This is a genomic window from Acidimicrobiales bacterium, assembly GCA_035512495.1.
Classification (GTDB): domain Bacteria; phylum Actinomycetota; class Acidimicrobiia; order Acidimicrobiales; family CADCSY01; genus DATKDW01.
In genome coordinates, this window is sequence record DATKDW010000049.1 from 17,349 (window position 1) to 33,749 (window position 16,401).

At 73.6% G+C, this 16,401-nt stretch carries 17 protein-coding genes; 12 read left to right on the forward strand and 5 right to left on the reverse strand.

What is annotated here, in order from left to right; translation table 11 throughout:
• Positions 1-3: 3 nt before the first annotated feature.
• From VMN58_06585 to VMN58_06595, 3 genes are all read left to right on the forward strand, one after another.
• Positions 4-393: a F0F1 ATP synthase subunit epsilon gene (locus VMN58_06585; GenBank protein ID HUF32859.1), complete on the forward strand. Its 390-nt coding sequence runs from the start codon at positions 4-6 to the stop codon at positions 391-393.
• Positions 394-447: 54 nt separating this feature from the next.
• Positions 448-1,422 carry a GNAT family N-acetyltransferase gene (locus tag VMN58_06590; protein HUF32860.1) on the forward strand — a complete coding sequence of 325 codons (975 nt, stop codon included), beginning with the start codon at positions 448-450 and terminating at the stop codon, positions 1,420-1,422.
• Positions 1,423-1,584: 162 nt separating this feature from the next.
• Complete coding sequence (locus VMN58_06595) at positions 1,585-2,376, forward strand: SDR family oxidoreductase (GenBank protein ID HUF32861.1); 792 nt, start codon at positions 1,585-1,587, stop codon at positions 2,374-2,376.
• Positions 2,377-2,395: 19 nt separating this feature from the next.
• Here VMN58_06595 and glpX read toward each other — a convergent pair whose 3' ends face one another.
• Positions 2,396-3,391, reverse strand: coding sequence for a class II fructose-bisphosphatase (gene glpX, locus VMN58_06600; GenBank protein ID HUF32862.1), 996 nt, complete (start codon positions 3,389-3,391; stop codon positions 2,396-2,398).
• Between the two features lie 80 nt (positions 3,392-3,471).
• Here glpX and VMN58_06605 point away from each other — a divergent pair, with 80 nt between their 5' ends.
• From VMN58_06605 to VMN58_06625, 5 genes are read left to right on the forward strand one after another with little or no spacing between them, the layout of a single operon-like run.
• Positions 3,472-5,337 (forward strand): S9 family peptidase, encoded by a 1,866-nt coding sequence (locus VMN58_06605; protein HUF32863.1) that lies wholly within the window; start codon positions 3,472-3,474, stop codon positions 5,335-5,337.
• The gene (locus VMN58_06610) at positions 5,334-5,966 is read left to right on the forward strand and encodes a hypothetical protein (protein ID HUF32864.1); all 633 of its coding nucleotides are present in this window, start codon (positions 5,334-5,336) and stop codon (positions 5,964-5,966) included. Before VMN58_06605 ends, VMN58_06610 begins: the two co-directional genes overlap by 4 nt.
• A 55-nt stretch (positions 5,967-6,021) precedes the next feature.
• A complete protein-coding gene (locus VMN58_06615; protein HUF32865.1) occupies positions 6,022-6,723 on the forward strand; it encodes a hypothetical protein in 702 nt (233 codons plus the stop codon).
• Between the two features lie 7 nt (positions 6,724-6,730).
• Complete coding sequence (locus VMN58_06620) at positions 6,731-6,904, forward strand: hypothetical protein (protein HUF32866.1); 174 nt, start codon at positions 6,731-6,733, stop codon at positions 6,902-6,904.
• On the forward strand, positions 6,898-7,491 hold the full coding sequence (locus VMN58_06625; protein ID HUF32867.1) for an alpha/beta family hydrolase: 594 nt from the start codon (positions 6,898-6,900) through the stop codon (positions 7,489-7,491). Before VMN58_06620 ends, VMN58_06625 begins: the two co-directional genes overlap by 7 nt.
• Here VMN58_06625 and VMN58_06630 read toward each other — a convergent pair.
• Positions 7,468-8,997 carry an MFS transporter gene (locus VMN58_06630; GenBank protein ID HUF32868.1) on the reverse strand — a complete coding sequence of 510 codons (1,530 nt, stop codon included), beginning with the start codon at positions 8,995-8,997 and terminating at the stop codon, positions 7,468-7,470. The two genes, VMN58_06625 and VMN58_06630, sit on opposite strands and share 24 nt — an antisense overlap.
• A gap of 2 nt (positions 8,998-8,999) precedes the next feature.
• Positions 9,000-9,218: a hypothetical protein gene (locus VMN58_06635; protein ID HUF32869.1), complete on the reverse strand. Its 219-nt coding sequence runs from the start codon at positions 9,216-9,218 to the stop codon at positions 9,000-9,002.
• 109 nt (positions 9,219-9,327) lie between these two features.
• On the opposite strand from VMN58_06635, the gene VMN58_06640 reads away from it, so the two are divergent.
• The 3 genes from VMN58_06640 (at position 9,328) to VMN58_06650 (ending at position 11,516) form a co-directional block, all read left to right on the forward strand.
• Complete coding sequence (locus tag VMN58_06640; protein ID HUF32870.1) at positions 9,328-9,552, forward strand: NifU family protein; 225 nt, start codon at positions 9,328-9,330, stop codon at positions 9,550-9,552.
• Between the two features lie 148 nt (positions 9,553-9,700).
• Positions 9,701-10,663: a methylmalonyl Co-A mutase-associated GTPase MeaB gene (meaB, locus tag VMN58_06645; GenBank protein HUF32871.1), complete on the forward strand. Its 963-nt coding sequence runs from the start codon at positions 9,701-9,703 to the stop codon at positions 10,661-10,663.
• 61 nt (positions 10,664-10,724) lie between these two features.
• The gene (locus VMN58_06650; protein HUF32872.1) at positions 10,725-11,516 is read left to right on the forward strand and encodes an enoyl-CoA hydratase-related protein; all 792 of its coding nucleotides are present in this window, start codon (positions 10,725-10,727) and stop codon (positions 11,514-11,516) included.
• Position 11,517: 1 nt separating this feature from the next.
• On the opposite strand, the gene VMN58_06655 is transcribed toward VMN58_06650, so the two are convergent.
• A complete protein-coding gene (locus tag VMN58_06655) occupies positions 11,518-12,381 on the reverse strand; it encodes a patatin-like phospholipase family protein (protein ID HUF32873.1) in 864 nt (287 codons plus the stop codon).
• 29 nt (positions 12,382-12,410) lie between these two features.
• Positions 12,411-14,936 carry an alpha-glucan family phosphorylase gene (gene glgP, locus VMN58_06660; protein HUF32874.1) on the reverse strand — a complete coding sequence of 842 codons (2,526 nt, stop codon included), beginning with the start codon at positions 14,934-14,936 and terminating at the stop codon, positions 12,411-12,413.
• 118 nt (positions 14,937-15,054) lie between these two features.
• Here glgP and VMN58_06665 point away from each other — a divergent pair.
• Positions 15,055-16,401 (forward strand): maltotransferase domain-containing protein (locus VMN58_06665; protein ID HUF32875.1); only part of this gene is annotated, 1,347 nt, incomplete at its 3' end.

The window sequence follows — 16,401 nt, forward strand, 5'->3', positions numbered from 1 at the left end:
GCCATGCCCCTCCAGGTCGAGCTGGTCTCGCCCGAGCGCATCCTCTTCAGCGGTGAGGCCGAGATGGTCACTGCCCGTACCACGGGCGGCGACATCGCCTTCCTGACGGGCCACGCCCCGTTCCTCGGCATCCTCGGCATCGGCGCTGTGACCGTGAAGCGCCTCGACGGCTCCGAGTCGGTCGCCGCCGTGCACGGCGGGTTCGTAGAGGTCAGCGACAACCACGTGATCATCCTCTCCGACGTGGCCGAGCTGGCCGACCAGATCGACGTTGCCCGGGCCGAGGCCCGCCTCGCCAAGCTGGAGCGCGCCAGTGGTGGCGACGACGAGGCCGAGGCCGCCGCCGCCCTGCGTCGCCAGCAGGTCCGCCTCGAGGTCGCCGCCCGCTCCTGACCCAGCGCCCGGGTCGCAGCGATCCCGGGGTGTCCTTCCCGGTAGCGTGCCGGCGTGCCCCGTCGACGGCTCGGTGTCGCCCTGTTGCTGCCGGAGCCGGTGGCCACCGAGGTCGATGCCCTGCGCCGGGCGGTGGGAGGCGAGGTGCACCGGATCGCGCCGCACATCACGCTGGTGCCGCCGGTCAACGTGGGCGCGGAACACCTCGACGACGCGGTGGGCGTCCTGCGCGCCGCGGCGGCCGACACCCGTCCCTTCCGGCTGCCACTCGGGCCGACGGCCACCTTCCTGCCCGACAACCCGGTGCTGTTCCTCCCCGTCGACGACGATGCGGGCGAGGTGCGACGCCTGCGCGACGCGGTGTTCACCGAGCCGCTGGCCCGCCACCTGACCTGGCCGTTCCACCCCCACGTGACGCTGCTCGACTCCGGAGGGGCCGACGAGGTCCGCGCCGCCGCGGCGGCGCTGCGGGAGTACCGGGCCGAGGTGGTGCTCGAGCGGGTCCACCTTCTCGAGGAGCGGCGCGACGACGAGGGGGAGCGCATCTGGCGGCCGATCGCCGACGCCTCGTTCCGCCGCCCGGGGGTCGTGGGCCGGGGCGGCCTCCCCGTCGAGCTCGAGGTGAGCGAGCGACCTTCGCCCTCGGTCGCCCGCTGGTTGGTCGAGGCATGGGCCTCCTACAGCCGCGACCAGTACGGCGACGACGTGGTCCCCGACGAGGCGATGACCGTGACCGCCCGCCGCCACGGCAAGGTGGTGGGCGCGGCCACCGGGCACGTGCGGGGTGCCGAGGCCTACCTCGGCCGCCTCATCACCGACCCCACGGTGCGGGGCGAGGGCATCGGCACCCACCTGCTCGCCGCCTTCACCGACGTGGCGGTGGCCCGAGGATGCGACCGCGTCACCCTGCGGACCATCGCCGGGGGGCTGGCCGAGCGCTTCTACCGCGAGCACGGCTACGTCACCGCGGCGCCGCTGCCCGAGTGGCGCCACGGGCGCGACTTCGTCCAGCTCGTCCGCCACCTCTGACGGGCGACCCCTCGAGTTGTGTGCCGCAGCCGTCGGGAGCGGACGTCTGGCGCACACATCTCGGATGGGTGGTGGCGCTTCTCCTCGGGTTGTGTGCCGCAGCCGTCGGGAGCGGACGTCTGGCGCACACAACTCGACCAGGGTGCGCCTACGGTGGCCTTCATGGCCAACGCACCCCGACACGTCCTCGCCCTCGTCACCGGCGCCTCCAGCGGCATCGGCGAGTCCTTCGCCCGCGCTCTCGCCGGTCGGGGGACGAACCTGGTGCTCGTCGCTCGTCGCCGTGACCGCCTCGACCAGCTTGCCGCCGCCCTCCGCGAAGGCAGCGGCATCGAGGTGGAGGTGCTCGCCGCCGACCTCACCGACGACCTCGGTCTCGCCAACGTCGCCGAGCGCCTCAGCGACGACGCCCGGCCTGTCGACCTGCTCGTGAACAACGCCGGCTTCGGTACCTCGGGGGCGCTGGTCGACGTCGACCCGGCCCGCCATGCCGACGAGATCGCCCTCAACGTCGGCGCCCTCGTCGCCCTGACCCACGCCGCCCTGCCGGGCATGGTGGCGCGGGGTCGGGGGGCGGTGGTCAACGTCTCGTCGGTCGCCAGCTTCCAGCCGGCCCCGAAGATGGCCGTCTACGCCGCCACCAAGGCCTTCGTCACCAGCTTCAGCGAGTCGCTGGCCGAGGAGGTCCGCCAGGCCGGCGTCGTCGTCCAGGCACTCTGCCCGGGGCTGACCCACACCGAGTTCCAGGAGACGGCCGAGTACACGACCTCGACCCGCCCCGAAGTGATCTGGCAGATGCCCGACGAGGTGGTGGCGGCCTCGCTGGCGGGCCTCGACAAGGGGCGGGTCCTCGTCATCCCCGGCGCCCACAACAAGGCCTTCGTGGCCGGCACCGCCCTCATCCCCCGGGCGGCCAAGCGCAAGCTGGCCAAGCTCGTCCAGGACCGCACCTAGCGCTCGCGCCTCGCCCGCGTCAGCCGAACTCGACCGCCGAGTACTCCTTGAGCTTGTCGAGGCGGTGGCGGGCGTCGATGAGGCGGACGGTGCCGCTCTTGGATCGCATGACCAGCGACTGGGTGGTGGCGCCCTCCTTGGTGTAGCGGACGCCCCGGAGCAGCTCGCCGTCGGTGATCCCGGTGGCGGCGAAGAAGCAGTTGTCGCTGCGCACGAGGTCGTCGGTGGTGAGGACCGCCTCGAGGTCGTAGCCGCCCTCGGCGGCTGCCGCCCGATCGGCGTCGTCACGAGCGTGGAGGCGCCCCTGGATGGCCCCGCCCATGCACTTGAGGGCGGCGGCGGCGATGACCCCCTCGGGGGTGCCGCCGATCCCGAAGAGGATGTCGGCGCCCGAGGTGGGCCAGGCGGTGGAGATGGCGGCGGGGGCGTCGCCGTCGGTGATGAGGCGGATGCGAGCGCCGGAGCGGCGGACCTGGTCGATGATGTCGGCGTGGCGGGGGCGGTCGAGGACGATGGCCGTGACGTCGCGCACCGGCTTGCTCAGGGCGTGGGCAACGGCGCCGAGGTTGTCGGCCACCGAGGCGTTGAGGTCGATGACCCCGGCCGCCTCGGGGCCCACGGCGATCTTGTCCATGTAGACGATCGGCCCGGGGTCGAACATGGTGCCCCGCTCGGACACCGCGATGATCGAGGTGGCGCCGGCCCGGCCCTCGGCGGTGAGGGTGGTGCCCTCGACGGGATCGACGGCGATGTCGGCGAGCGGCGGGGTGCCGTCGCCGATGCGCTCGCCGTTGTAGAGCATGGGTGCCTCGTCCTTCTCGCCCTCGCCGATGACCACGATGCCGTCCATGGGGACGCTGTCGAGCACGATGCGCATGGCGTCGACTGCGGCGCCGTCGGCACCCTCCTTGTCGCCCCGGCCCATCCATCGGGCGGCGGCGAGGGCGGCGGCCTCGGTGACCCGGACCAGCTCCATGGCCAGGTTGCGGTCGGGGACCTGCTTCGAGGTGCTCATGGCCGCCGACAGTAGCGACCCCTCGCCGGTGTGGCCCACGCCCGCACGTCGCCGGGCGGCGGGTGCCAAGATGGCTCGCCATGTCGCCTCCCCGGATCACCGCCGCCATGTGCGCCTCGGGCCGCACCCTCGGCGAGCCGCGGCTCTCGCCCGACGGTCGGCGGGTCGCCATGGTTGTCACCGAGGCGGGCCGGGGTCGCCTGGTGGTGCTCGACGCCGACGGCGGACCCGAGCGGGTGGTCACCTCCGACCCGGGCCCGAGCCCGGCGCGGGCCTACGGCGGGGGTTCCTTCGACTGGCTCCCCGACGGCTCCGGCCTGGTGTTCGCCGGTGCCAAGGGCGGCCTCTGGCACCAGCCGGGCGACGGCGGCCCGGCGCGCAGCCTGGTCGCCGAGGGGCGGGTCGCCGCCCCCGCCGTGTCCCCAGACGGCACCCGGGTGGCCTACCTGCTCGACACCAGGCACGTCGCCGTGGTGTCGCTCGACAGCTCGACATGGCCCGTGTGCCTCAGCGCCGAGGCCGACTTCTGCCTCGACCCGGCATGGTCCCCCGACAGCGCGTGGGTGGCTTGGCACGAGTGGGACGTGCCCGCCATGCCCTGGGACGCCAGCCGGATCGCCGTTCGCCGCGCCGACGGCACCGGTGCGGCGACGGTGGTGGCCGGTGGCGAGGGCATCGCGGTCCAGCAACCCCGCTTCTCGCCCGACGGCACCCGCCTCGGCTTCTTGTGCGACCGGAGCGGATGGCTCAACCTCACTGCGGTGGCATGGTCGCCCGTCGGCCCGTCCGGGGAGCCGTCGCCGCTGCTCATGGAGGAGCACGAGCACGGCACGGCGGCGTGGGGCCCGGGTCAGCGCTCGTTCGCCTGGTCGCCCGACGGGACCGCTGTGGCGGTGGCCCGCAACGAGAGCGGGTTCGGGTCGCTCCAGGTGGTCGACGTGGCCGGTGGGACCACCACCCAGCTGGGCCGCGCCGTGCACGGAGGGCTCAGCTGGATCGGCGATCGCGTGGCCGCGATCCGCAGCGGCGCCCGCACGCCCACCCAGGTGGTCGTCTACGACGGGCCGTCCGGCGAGGGGCGTCGCACCGTCGCCCACGGCCCCGTCGCCGGCTTCGAGGCGGCCGACCTCCCGGAGCCCGAGCTCGTCAGCTGGCCCGCCGGCGACGGCGCCACCATCCCGGGTCGCCTCTACCGGCGGGCCGACGGCCCCCTCGGCGAGCCGCCGCCGATGATCTGCTGGGTGCACGGCGGGCCCACCGACCAGTGGGGCGTGACGTTCAACGCCCGCATCGCCTACTGGGTCGACCGCGGGTGGGCCGTGCTGGTGCCCGACCACCGCGGCTCCACCGGGCATGGCCGGGCGTTCACCCAGGCCATGGCCGGCCGCTGGGGCGAGCTCGATACCGACGACGTGGCCGCCGGGATCGCTGCCGCCGCCGATCGGGGCTGGGCCGACCCCGGTCGCATCGCCATCATGGGCGGCTCCGCCGGCGGGTTCACGGTGCTCAACGTCCTGGCGTCCCACCCCCGCCTCTGCGCCGCCGGCGTCGATCTCTTCGGTGTGGCCGACCTGTTCGACCTCGATGAGACGACGCACCGCTACGAGGCCCACTACCTGCACTCGATCGTCGGCCCGCTCCCCGAGGCGGCCGGCCGGTACCGGGCTCGTTCGCCGGTCAACCGGGCCGACGCCATCACCACCCCCCTGCTCATCCTCCAGGGGACCGACGACGAGGTCGTGCCCCCGGCGCAGAGCGAAGCAATCGCCGAGCGCCTGCGCGGGCTCGGTCGCGTCGTGGAGCTCCACCTCTACGAGGGTGAGGGTCACGGGTGGGGCCGGCCCGAGACCGTCACCGACGAGCTTGAGCGAACCGAGTCGTTCCTCCGTCGCCACGTGCTCCGCTGGGCGACGGCCACCACCACCCAGGGAGGGAGCAGCCCATGAGCACCCGGGTGTGCCCGCAGTGCGATGCCGAGTACCTGGCCACCGTCTCCACGTGCGTCGACTGCCGCGTGGCGCTCGACGACCTCGGAGCCGATCGGGGACCCGAGGACGCCACGACATCGGCGGGGGGCGACGGTCCCGCGACCGATGCCGAGCTCGACGACGGTGTCGGCTACCTCCTCGACGACTGGTCCGACGGCCAGCGGGCCGACCTCAGCGCTGCCCTCCGCCAGGAGCGGGTGTCGTTCGTGTGGGAAGACGACGAGCTGGTCGTGCCCGAGCGCCACGCCGACTGGGTCGAGGAGCTCATCGACGAGATGGACCACCCCGACGCCCTCGACGCCGAGGAGGACGATGACGACGGCGGGGCGGCCCTGCTGTCGACCCTGTACGTGGCGAGCGACGTGCTCATGCGCGATCCCGACAACCCGCCGGCGGTCACCGAGCTGCTGGAGGCGGCTGACATCCTCGACGACGTGGGCCCACCGTTCGGGGTCGACGGTCCCACGTGGCTGGCCATCCACGAGCGGGCCGACGCCCTGGCCGAGCTGCTCGGGTCCGGTGCCGAGCCCGAGCTGGTGACCGAGGCGGCCACCAACCTGCGGGCGGCGGTCCGGCCCCTCGTCTGACGTCGCCGGCCTCGGCGCCTTCGCGTCCGGACCACCTCGCCGGTAGCGTGGCCAGGTGCTGCTGGCCGAGCTCGAGATCTGGCACAGCCGACCCAACCTCCCCACCCGGAGGGTCGCTGTCGGCCGGTCGCTGCTGCCGACCGAGCCCGCCCCAGGCTTCGGGGGCCTCCTGCTCGGGGGGATCGTCGCCGCCAACGTGGCCGAGCTGCACGTCGACCTCAGCGGCGAGCTGACCCGGCTGATGTCCGACCTCGAGGACGGCCGTCGCATCCCCCAGCCCCGGCTCCGCCACCGCCTCCAGGTCGACCGGATCGGCCTGGCCCGCAGTCGCCACCGCCTGCGCGGCCACGGCGACGCCCTCGAGCTCGACCTCGACGACACGGGCACCCCGGAGTCGCAGATCCTGGGCGCCGTCTACGCCGCCGGCCGGCTCGACGTCGCCGACCGGCGGTCGGTCATGGCGGTCCTCCGGCGCGCGGTGCGCTGGAACGGGCCGGTCGGCCCGGCTCTCCTCGCCCACCTGGCCGGGGCGGGGAGCCAGACCTGGTCGGTCGGCGCCTTCGCCGACCCTGAGCGCTGGGCCCTCGAGGTGCTGGGCTTCGCCGGCGTCGACTCCGGTGCCCCGCGGCGCGGCGACGTCAACCGCCGCTTCCGTGAGCTGGTGCGCCAGGCTCACCCGGACCACGGTGGCGCCTCGACCGGCGCCGCCGACCGGATCTCCGAGCTCGCCGAGGCTCGGCGAATCCTCCTGGCGTAGGGCGGTCGTGAGCACCTTCCTCGAGGTTGTCAGCACCGTGCTCCTCGTCGGGCTGTCGATCGCCGCCATCGCCTACTTCGGCCGCTTCGTCCTCGCCGAGCCGCTGAAGAAGAAGCGCGACCCGGACGAGGACCGTCCCACCGGTGACCGGGACCGCGCCGACGACCGGGACCGATGGTGACGGGCGCCGCCGGGGTCCTGCTCGCTCCCGGTGCGGGGACCGGTCGCGACCACCCCTCGCTGCTCGCCCTGGAGGCGGCGCTGGCGCCCACGCCGGTGGTGCGCATGGACTTCCCCTACCGGCGCGAGGGGCGGCGGGCCCCCGACCGGGCCCCGAAGCTGGTGGCGGCGGTGGTGGAGGAGGCCGAGGCCCTGGCGACCGCCACCGGCGCGCCGGGCGACCGGTTGGTCCTCGGTGGCCGCTCGATGGGGGGGCGCATGTGCTCCATGGCGGTGGCCGACGGCCTGCCCGCGGCAGGCCTCGTCCTCGTCGCCTATCCGCTCCACCCTCCCGGCAAGCCCGACCGCCTCCGCACCGAGCACCTGCCCCGCCTCGAGGTGCCCTGCTTGTTCGTGTCGGGGACCAGGGACCCGTTCGGGACGCCCGAGGAGATGGAGGCCGCCACGGCGACGATCCCCGGCCCCGTGACCCACGTCTGGCTCGACGGTGCCCGCCACGACCTGCGGGGGCGCGACGAGGAGGTGGCGGCGACCGTGGCCGCCTGGGTGACCGCGCTGCCGGCGTCAGCCGCCGAGGCCGCCCAGTGACGGCGGGGGGACGTCCTCGGGGTTGAGCTCCTCCAGCGACTGGTGGGCGGTCTCGGGGTAGAGGGTGAGCACCAGCACCACCACCACCACCGAGCCCAGCGAGAGGACGGCCAGCGCCGGCCCGAACCCCCCGAAGCGGTCGGCGAGGTGGCCGGCCAGGAGGAGACCGAGGCTGCTGCCCAGGACGGCGGAGATGGCCAGGGTGCCGTTGGCCCTACCCCGCAGCGAGGTCGGGAACAGCTCGGGGCCGTAGACGCCCAGGGCGGGAACCACCGCGCCACCCACCACGGCGCCGACCACCGACCACGCCCACAGCGGCCAGCCCCCGCTGAGGTACATCAACACGGTGGCCCCGACCCCGCCGGCCAGGCCCACGGCGCCGACCAGCCGCCGCCCGCGTACGTCGGCCAGCCGGCCGCCCACGATGACGCCGATGCCGCCCGGGGTGTTGGTGAGCAGGGTGAAGAGCGTGATGCGGGCGGCGGAGAAGTCGCGCTCGACGCGGAGGAACTCGTTCTGGAACTGCGACGCCGGAGCGGTGAAGAGGGCGAGGAGCAGAGCGGAGACCGCGAGCAGGGCGAGGCGACTCCGGTGCCCGCGCATGGTGGTGGCGGCGTGGGGAAGACCGAACCGGCGGCTCTCCGGGAGGCTGCGGGCCACGCCGCGCACGAGCGGCAGGCCCAGCAGCGGTCCGAAGTAGAGCAGGCGCCAGCCCTGCTCGCCGAGGTCGGCCAGGGGCAGGGCCATGATGCACAGGCCAGCCCCCAACGCAGCTGCCATGCCGAGCACGCTCACCGCGTAGGCGCGGGCGCCCTTGGGCATCTCCTCGACCGCCACGATGCTGATCAGCAGCGCCAGGGCGGTCGAGAAGGCGCGCGAGACCAGCTGGGTCGCGCCCAGCCACGCCATCGACGGGGCGAGGGCTCCGGCGGCGGCGAAGATGCAGCCGCCGGCAGCGCACCCGAGCAGGACCATCCGCCTTCCCCGGCGGTCGGCCACCGCCACCAGGACGAGAGCGAGGAGCACCCCGATGCGGATGCTGGCGAGCGTGGTGCCCTGCCCTCGGCTGTCGACACCGAACTCGCTGGCGGCATAGGTGATGGTCTGGCTGATGAGCGTCCCGAGGTAGCCGGCCACGAGGGAGATGGCCACGAGGAGGCCGAGGACCGAGGCGGCCCGGGCGTCGAGCCGGTCGGGCGGTGCCCACCAGGGCTGGCGGGAACCGTCGGTTCGGGGTGGCCCGGCGAGGTGGCGGCGCACCGGCCAGACGAAGAGCCAGCCCACGTAGGGCACGCTCAGGCGGAAGTCCGTGGTGGAGGTGACCTGGAGCTGCCCGTCACCGAGGTCGGTGACCTCGACGGTGCGTCGGTAGTCGGTGACCGGGCCAGCTTCGGCCTCGAAGCGCCCGTCTCCGGTCGCGACCTCGGCGACGATGTCGCGCCGGGGCTGCAGCCAGCGCTCGACCTCGGCCCGGCCGCCGGTCGAGCGGGTGACGACCCGCGCCACCCCTAGCGGTCGGCGTCGCCGTCGGGCGGGGGGAGCGATCCGGACCCGGGGGCCGGCTCGGCGTCGGTTGCCCCGCCGTCGGTTGCCCTGCCGTCGTCGGAACCGGACTCTGCCTCCGCCCGACGCTTGGCCCACAGCAGCAGGGCGAAGAACACGACGATGGGCACCGCGACGAAGATCGATTCGTCCCATCCGCCCTGGTGCGCCAACATCTCCAGCATCCCCTGGATCGTAGGGGAACCACCGGGGTCGGAACATCGAGGGGTCCCGCCCGGTTGTACCAAGGTGGTCCCGTCGCCACACTGGGGCCTCCACCCACCGGGAGAGCACGTGAAGCAGCAGATCCTCGACACCATCGACGTCATCCGGCCCGCCCTGCAGGCCGACGGCGGCGACATCGTGATCAAGGAGGTCGACGAGGAGACGGGCAAGGTCACCGTCGAGCTCGTCGGCGCCTGCGGCACGTGCCCGGCATCGACCATGACCATGAAGGCCGGCATCGAGCGCATCCTGAAGGACCGCGTCGACGGCGTGACCGAAGTGGTGGCCATCTGAGGGCGAGCGGGGCCCGTCACCGACGGAACCCTCCCACCCTCCGCAGGCTCCGGGCGGGTCCCTTCCGTCGGCGCCACCCGCTCGCTGTCTGAGGAGAGGACTCGGCCTTCGGCCGAGGCGTCTCTTCCCCGCCGGTAGGTTCTGCGTGATGGCACGGCAGCGGGATCCGGCTTCGCTCGTCGAGGCGTTGCGCGGCGGCGACCGTGGGGCGCTGGCGCGGGCCCTGTCGGTGATCGAGCGTGGCGGACCCGATGCCCGCGAGGTGGGCCGCCTGGCGTTCCCCCACGGCGGACGGGCCTACACCGTGGGCATCACCGGGGCGCCCGGATCCGGCAAGTCGACCCTGACCAGCGCGCTGATCACTGGCCTGCGGGCGGCGTCGGTGGAGGTGGCTGTGCTCGCCATCGACCCGTCGTCGCCCTTCACGGGTGGGGCCATCCTCGGCGACCGCGTCCGCATGCAGGACCACGCCCTCGACGACGGCGTCTTCATCCGGTCGATGGCGACCCGGGGGCACCTCGGTGGCCTGGCCCTCGCCACGCCCCAGGCGGTGCGGGTCCTCGACGCCGCGGGCGCTCCCTGGGTGCTGCTCGAGACGGTCGGTGTGGGCCAGGTCGAGGTCGAGGTGGCCGGCGCCGCCGACACCACCGTGGTCGTGGTCAACCCGGGGTGGGGCGACGCTGTCCAGGCCAACAAGGCCGGGCTGCTCGAGGTGGCCGACGTCTTCGTCATCAACAAGGCCGACCGCGACGGCGTGGGCGAGACCCGGCGCGACCTCGAGTCGATGCTGGAGATGTCGCACCACGAGGGGTGGCGCCCGCCGATCATCGCCACCGTCGCCGCCGCCGAGGACCGCGCGGGCGTCGACGAGCTGTGGCAGGCGGTGACCGACCACCGGGCGCACCTCGAGGCTTCCGGAGGTCTGCGCGCCCGCCGGGCCCGCCGCCTCGACGACGAGCTGCGGGCCATCGTCGTCCACCGCCTGGAGGAGGAGGCCCTCGCCCGCACCACCGGGTCAGACTTCGACCGCCTCCACGCCGCCGTGCTCGAGCGCCGGGTGGATCCCTACACCGCTGCCAACGAGCTCCTCGGCGAGATCGTCGCCGACTGATGAGAGGCGACCGGCGCCACCGTTTCCGCCACATCGACGCGCGGGGTTAGGTTCGTCGGCCATGAGTGACGCTGCAGCGCAGGATCGGTTCGTGCGGGTGGAGCGGCGGGACGACGGTGTGGCCGTGGTCCGCCTCGACCGGCCCAAGGTCAACGCCCTCTCGATGGCCTTGCTCTCCCAGCTCCGGGAGGCAGCCGAGGACCTCACCGCCGACCCGCCCGGCGCGGTCGTGGTCACCGGCGGCGACCGGGCGTTCGCCGCCGGCGCCGACATCGCCGAGTTCGGGGGGCCCGAGGAGGCCCGCGAGATCGGCGGGCTGTTCCGCGACGCCCTCGGCGCGGTCGCCGCCATCCCCCGGTTCACCGTGGCGGCCATCACCGGCGTCGCCCTCGGCGGTGGCTGCGAGCTGGCCCTCGCCTGCGACTGGCGCGTCTGCGCCGACAGCGCCCGTCTCGGTCAGCCCGAGATCCTCCTCGGCATCATCCCCGGCGGGGGAGGGACCCAGCGCCTGCCGCGCCTGGTGGGCGCGGCGCGGGCCAAGGAGATCATCCTCACCGGTCGGATGGTCAAGGCCGACGAGGCGCTGCGCATCGGCTTGGTCGACGAGCTGGTGCCCGCCGCCGAGGTGAACGAGCGGGCGCTGTCCAAGGCCTCGGAGCTGGCGTCGGGCGCCGTGGTCGCCCAGGGGCTGGCCAAGGCGGCGATCGACGAGGGCGTGGAGACGACCCTGGCCTGGGGCCTCGACCGCGAGCAGGAGCTCTTCACCAAGGTCTTCGAGACCGAGGACAGCCAGATCGGTGTCGCCTCGTTCCTCGAGCACGGTCCCGGCAAGGCCCGCTTCACCGGGAAGTAGATCAGCCAGCGAGCACCGGCCGGAGGCGATCGGCGGCGTCGGTCCCCTCGGCCAGGCCGATCTCCAGCGCCTCGACCCGACGGGTGGCGTCCATCAGCTGCATGGCTGCGGCCACGAAGCGCTCGCCCGGTTCCAGCACGTGCAGGGCAGTGCCGTCCAGGGTGAGGACGTCGACCTCACGGGCGAGGGCCCGCGCCGACTGCGCGGCCAGGCCGGTCGTGCCCACGCCCATGGGCCCGATGAAGAGGGCCGCACCGAGGCGATCACCAGCGACCACGTCGGCGTTGGAGCCGGACCACAGCCCGCCGTCGACGTAGCGGTCGTCGCCGACGGTGATCGGCGGGAAGAGGCCGGGGACGGCGCAGGAGGCTGTGACCGCGGCGGCGAGCTCGACCCCGCTGGCCGCGGTCCACACCACCCGCTCGCCGGTGCCGACCGACACGCCGGTGACCCTCAGGTCGCCCTCGGGCCAGTTGGCGGCTGGGAGGATCTTCCGGAAGCCGTCGAGCATCACCGCCTCGTCGGTGGCGGAGGCGCTCATGGCGAGCTCGCCCACCGCCCGGGCGGTGGGAGGGTCCATCAGCTCGACACCCGCCCAGCGCCGGAACACCTCGAGGGCGGCGGCGGGGTCACCGGGTTCGCCTCCCGCGAGGCGCAACCCGCCGGCGCGCTGCTCGGCGACGAGATCGTCGATCGAGCGGCCGTGGCGGAGGTTGGCGCCGATCACCGAGCCGGCCGACGTCCCCACGATCGTCCGGGCGCCGTCGGGGTCCCACCCCAGGGCGTCGGCCAGGCCGGCGAGCACACCGACCTCCCAGGCCACGCCGACCACGCCACCACCACCGAGGACCAACCCGAGCTCCATGACGGCACCCTAGGCCGGGTGCGTCACGCTCAGCCCCAGGCCACCCGTCCGAGCTCGACGGGGGTCACCAGGTCGGGGTGCGAGGGCACGATCCGCACCGTGAAGCCGTAGCGGCCGGACTGCTCGCAGGTGAAGGTGCCGGTGTAGCGGCGGTGGCCGTCGGGTGCCTTGCCCGACGCCACCATGGGGACGACCGCGGCACCGGTGAGCTCCTCGCTCTGGCCCACCGGTCCGTGCAGCAGCTGCACCTCGACGTCGTCTGGGCCGAGGTCGCTGAGCGAGACCAGGGCGGATACGGAGCGCTCGTAGCCGAGGTCGGTAGAGGCCTCGTCGGTGTCGACGGCGTCGACGTGCACGCCCTTCCAGGTGCTCGCGACTCGCTCCTTCCAGCCGGCGAGGGCGGTGGCGCGGGCGAAGCCATCGGACGCCAGGGCGTCGGCGCGGGCGGCGGTGGGCTCGTAGAGCTGTTGGACGTAGTCGCGCACCATGCGGGCGGCGCTCACCTGGTGGCCGAGCGAGCTCAGGTTGGTCTTGACGCGCTGGACCCAGCGGCGGGGCACCGGACCCTGCGTCCGCTCGTAGAACATGGGGACGATCTGGTCCTCGAGGAGGGCGAAGAGGCTGTCGGCCTCGACCTGGTCGCGCTTGGCGAGGTCGGCGATGCCCTCGGCCGAGGAGATGGCCCACCCGTTCTCGCCGTCGAACATCTCGTCCCACCAGCCGTCGAGGATCGAGCAGTTGAGCGCCCCGTTGAGGGCGGCCTTCTCGCCGCTCGTGCCGCACGCCTCCTGGGGCCGGCGGGGGTTGTTGAGCCACACGTCGGCGCCCTGGTAGAGCTGGCGGGCCACGGCGATGTCGTAGTCATCGACGAAGACGATGCGGTGGCGGACCTCGGGGTCGGACGAGAAGGCGACGATCTGGCGGATCATCTCCTTGCCGAGCTCGTCGGCGGGGTGAGCCTTCCCGGCGAAGACGAGCTGCACGGGTCGCTCGGCCGACAGCAGCAGGGCCTTGAGGCGCTCGGGTTGGGAGAGCAGCAAGGTGGCCCGCTTGTAGGTGGCGAAGCGCCGGGCGAAGCAGACGGTGAGCGCCTTGGGGTCCAGGACCTGGTCGGCCCACGAGGCGTCGGCACCGAGGCCGCGCTGGCCGAGCGAGCTCCGGAGGTGGGCGCGGACGAAGGCCACGAGCCGCTCGCGGCCCTGGTCGCACACCCGCCAGACCTCGTCGTCGCCGGCCTCGTTGATGCGGGCCCACCGCTCGGGGTCGGCGTCGTGCCACTCGGGCAGCACGAACCGGCCGAGGAGGTCGTCCATCTCAGGCGACACCCACGTGCCGGCGTGGACGCCGTTGGTGACCGACGTGATCGGCACCTCGTCGACCGGGACCCCGGGCCACAGGGTGGCGAACATCGAGCGGCTGGTCTCGCCGTGGAGCTTGGATACCGCGTTGGAGCGCCCGGCCAGGCGCAATCCCATGACCGCCATGTTGAACGGGGCATCGGGGTCCTCGCCCGGCTCGTGGCCGAGGGCCATCATCTCGTCGGGGGTGATGCCGCACTCGTCGGCCCAGTCGCCGAAGTAGCGCTCCATCTCGGGCCGAGGGAACCGGTCGATGCCGGCGGGGACCGGGGTGTGGGTGGTGAAGACGGTGGCGGCACGGCTGGCCTCGAGGGCCTCGCCGAACGAGAGGCCGGCATCGACCACGAGGCGCCGGATCCGCTCGAAGCTGAGGAAGCCGGCGTGGCCCTCGTTGGTGTGGAACACCTGGGGGTCCTCGCCCACGGCCTCGAGGGCCCGCACGCCGCCGATGCCGAGGAGGATCTCCTGGCGGAGCCGGTGGACCTTGTCGCCGCCGTAGAGGCGGTCGGTGACGATGCGCAGGTCGGGATCGTTCTCCTCCACGTCGGCATCGAGGAGGTAGAGGCGGATGCGGCCCACGTCGGCCCGCCACACTCGGGCGGACAGCGGGGTCCCGGCGAGGCTCACCTGGACGCGCACGTCGGGCAGCTCACGAACGGCCATGGCGAACGGATCGAGGCTGGGGTAGCGCTCCTGCTGCCAGCCGTCGGCGTTGAGTGACTGGCGGAAGTAGCCGTGGCGATAGAAGAGACCCACGCCGACGAGCGGGATGCCGAGGTCGCTCGCCGCCTTGAGGTGGTCGCCGGCGAGGACACCGAGGCCGCCGGAGTACTGGGGGAGCGCCTCGGCGATGCCGAACTCCGGGGAGAAGTAGGCGACGGAGCGCAGCGGGCTGGGGCCGGCGTCCTGGAACCACCGGGGTCGCTCGACGTAGCGCTGCAGGTCCTCGTGCACCTCCCCGAGGAAGCGGGTGAAGGCCGGGTCGGCCTCGAGCTGGGCCAGGCGGTCGCGGCCCACGGTGGCCAGGAGGCGCACCGGGTCGTGGCGGCCCTCCTCCCACGCGTCGGGGTCGACCCACCGGAACAGGTCCCGGGTGCGCCCGTCCCACGCCCAGCGCAGGTTCATGGCCAGGTCTTCGAGTGCGCCGAGCGCCTCGGGCATCCGGGGGCGGACGGTGAAGCTGCGCAGGGCCTTCATCGGGGCCACGTTAGAGCCCGACCGGGCGGTCAGCGACGGGCTCGTCGGGAGTGTGCTCGCGTGCCCGGATCGACGCTGGGGGTTTCATGCAGAGTCACGGCCTGGTAGGGCTGTAAGGGTGCTGCAGCGGATCGTGATCGACGACATCCGGCCGCGGACCCCATCGGGCGAGCACCCACCGAAGACCTCGGTGGGCGAACGCACCCTCGTGTCCGCCGACATCTTCAAGGACGGCCACGACGTCCTGGCCGCCCGCGTCCGGGTTGCCCCGCGGGCCAAGGGTCGCCCGCGCTGGGCCGCCACGCCGCTCGTCCCCGTGGGCAACGATCGCTGGGAGGCGGCGGTCACCATCGACGCCGTCGGTCCCCACCAGCTGGTGATCGACGCGTGGCAGGACCGCTTCGCCACGTGGCGGCGCGACCTGCAGACCAAGGCCGGCGCCAGGCAGGACGTCGGCACCGAGCTCGTCGAGGGCGTCGCGCTCCTCCAGCGGCTCGTCCCCCACGTGCCCCAGGTCCGTCGGGCGATGGTGGCCGACGCCGCCGAGTCGGTTGCCAACGGCACCTGCAGCCTCGAGGTCCGGCTCAACGCCGGTCTCGATGACGCCCTCGCCGCCGCCCTCGCCGGCGTTGCCCTCCCCGACGACGTCGTGTCCTCCCCGCCCCAGGTGCTCTGGGTCGACCGCCAGCGGGCCCGGTTCAGCAGCTGGTACGAGCTCTTCCCGCGCTCCGAGGGCGGCTTCACCGGCACCGCCAAGCGACTGCGGGCAGTCGCCGAGATGGGCTTCGACGTCCTCTACCTGCCGCCCATCCACCCGATCGGCCGAGCCTTCCGCAAGGGCCCGAACAACACCCTCTCCGCCGGCCCCGACGACATCGGGAGCCCGTGGGCGATCGGAGGCCCGGAGGGGGGTCACACCGAGATCCACCCCGACCTCGGGACCATCGAGGACCTCCGCGACCTCGTCGCCGAGGCTCGTGCCCACGGCATGGAGGTGGCGCTCGACTACGCCCTGCAGTGCTCGCCCGATCACCCCTGGGTCCGTGATCACCCGGAGTGGTTCCACCACCGGCCGGACGGCACGATCAAGTACGCCGAGAACCCGCCCAAGCGCTACCAGGACATCTACAACGTCGACTTCGCCTGCGCCGACTGGCGCGGGCTGTGGCAGGCGCTGGCGGACGTGGTCCGCACGTGGGTGGAGCGCGGCGTACGGGTCTTCCGGGTCGACAACCCCCACACCAAGCCGCTGGCGTTCTGGGAGTGGGTCATCCCCGAGGTGCAGAAGACCCACCCCGACACCCTCTTTCTGGCCGAGGCATTCACCCGCCCGAAGATGATGGCCAAGCTGGCCGAGGTCGGATTCAGCCAGGGCTACACCTACTTCACGTGGCGGAACACCCGCGACGAGTTCGTCGAGTATCTGACCGAGCTCATCCAGGGGCCGACAGCGGACTACATGCGT

Excerpts from the sequence above, each read along its gene's own strand:
- VMN58_06585 (HUF32859.1), top strand. The coding sequence starts at position 4 with ATGCCCCTCCAGGTCGAGCTGGTCTCGCCCGAGCGCATCCTCTTCAGC.
- VMN58_06595 (HUF32861.1), top strand. The coding sequence starts at position 1,585 with ATGGCCAACGCACCCCGACACGTCCTCGCCCTCGTCACCGGCGCCTCC.
- glpX (HUF32862.1), bottom strand. The coding sequence starts at position 3,391 with ATGAGCACCTCGAAGCAGGTCCCCGACCGCAACCTGGCCATGGAGCTG.
- VMN58_06605 (HUF32863.1), top strand. The coding sequence starts at position 3,472 with ATGTCGCCTCCCCGGATCACCGCCGCCATGTGCGCCTCGGGCCGCACC.
- VMN58_06610 (HUF32864.1), top strand. The coding sequence starts at position 5,334 with ATGAGCACCCGGGTGTGCCCGCAGTGCGATGCCGAGTACCTGGCCACC.
- VMN58_06625 (HUF32867.1), top strand. The coding sequence starts at position 6,898 with ATGGTGACGGGCGCCGCCGGGGTCCTGCTCGCTCCCGGTGCGGGGACC.
- VMN58_06635 (HUF32869.1), bottom strand. The coding sequence starts at position 9,218 with ATGCTGGAGATGTTGGCGCACCAGGGCGGATGGGACGAATCGATCTTC.
- meaB (HUF32871.1), top strand. The coding sequence starts at position 9,701 with ATGGCACGGCAGCGGGATCCGGCTTCGCTCGTCGAGGCGTTGCGCGGC.
- VMN58_06650 (HUF32872.1), top strand. The coding sequence starts at position 10,725 with ATGAGTGACGCTGCAGCGCAGGATCGGTTCGTGCGGGTGGAGCGGCGG.
- VMN58_06655 (HUF32873.1), bottom strand. The coding sequence starts at position 12,381 with ATGGAGCTCGGGTTGGTCCTCGGTGGTGGTGGCGTGGTCGGCGTGGCC.
- glgP (HUF32874.1), bottom strand. The coding sequence starts at position 14,936 with ATGAAGGCCCTGCGCAGCTTCACCGTCCGCCCCCGGATGCCCGAGGCG.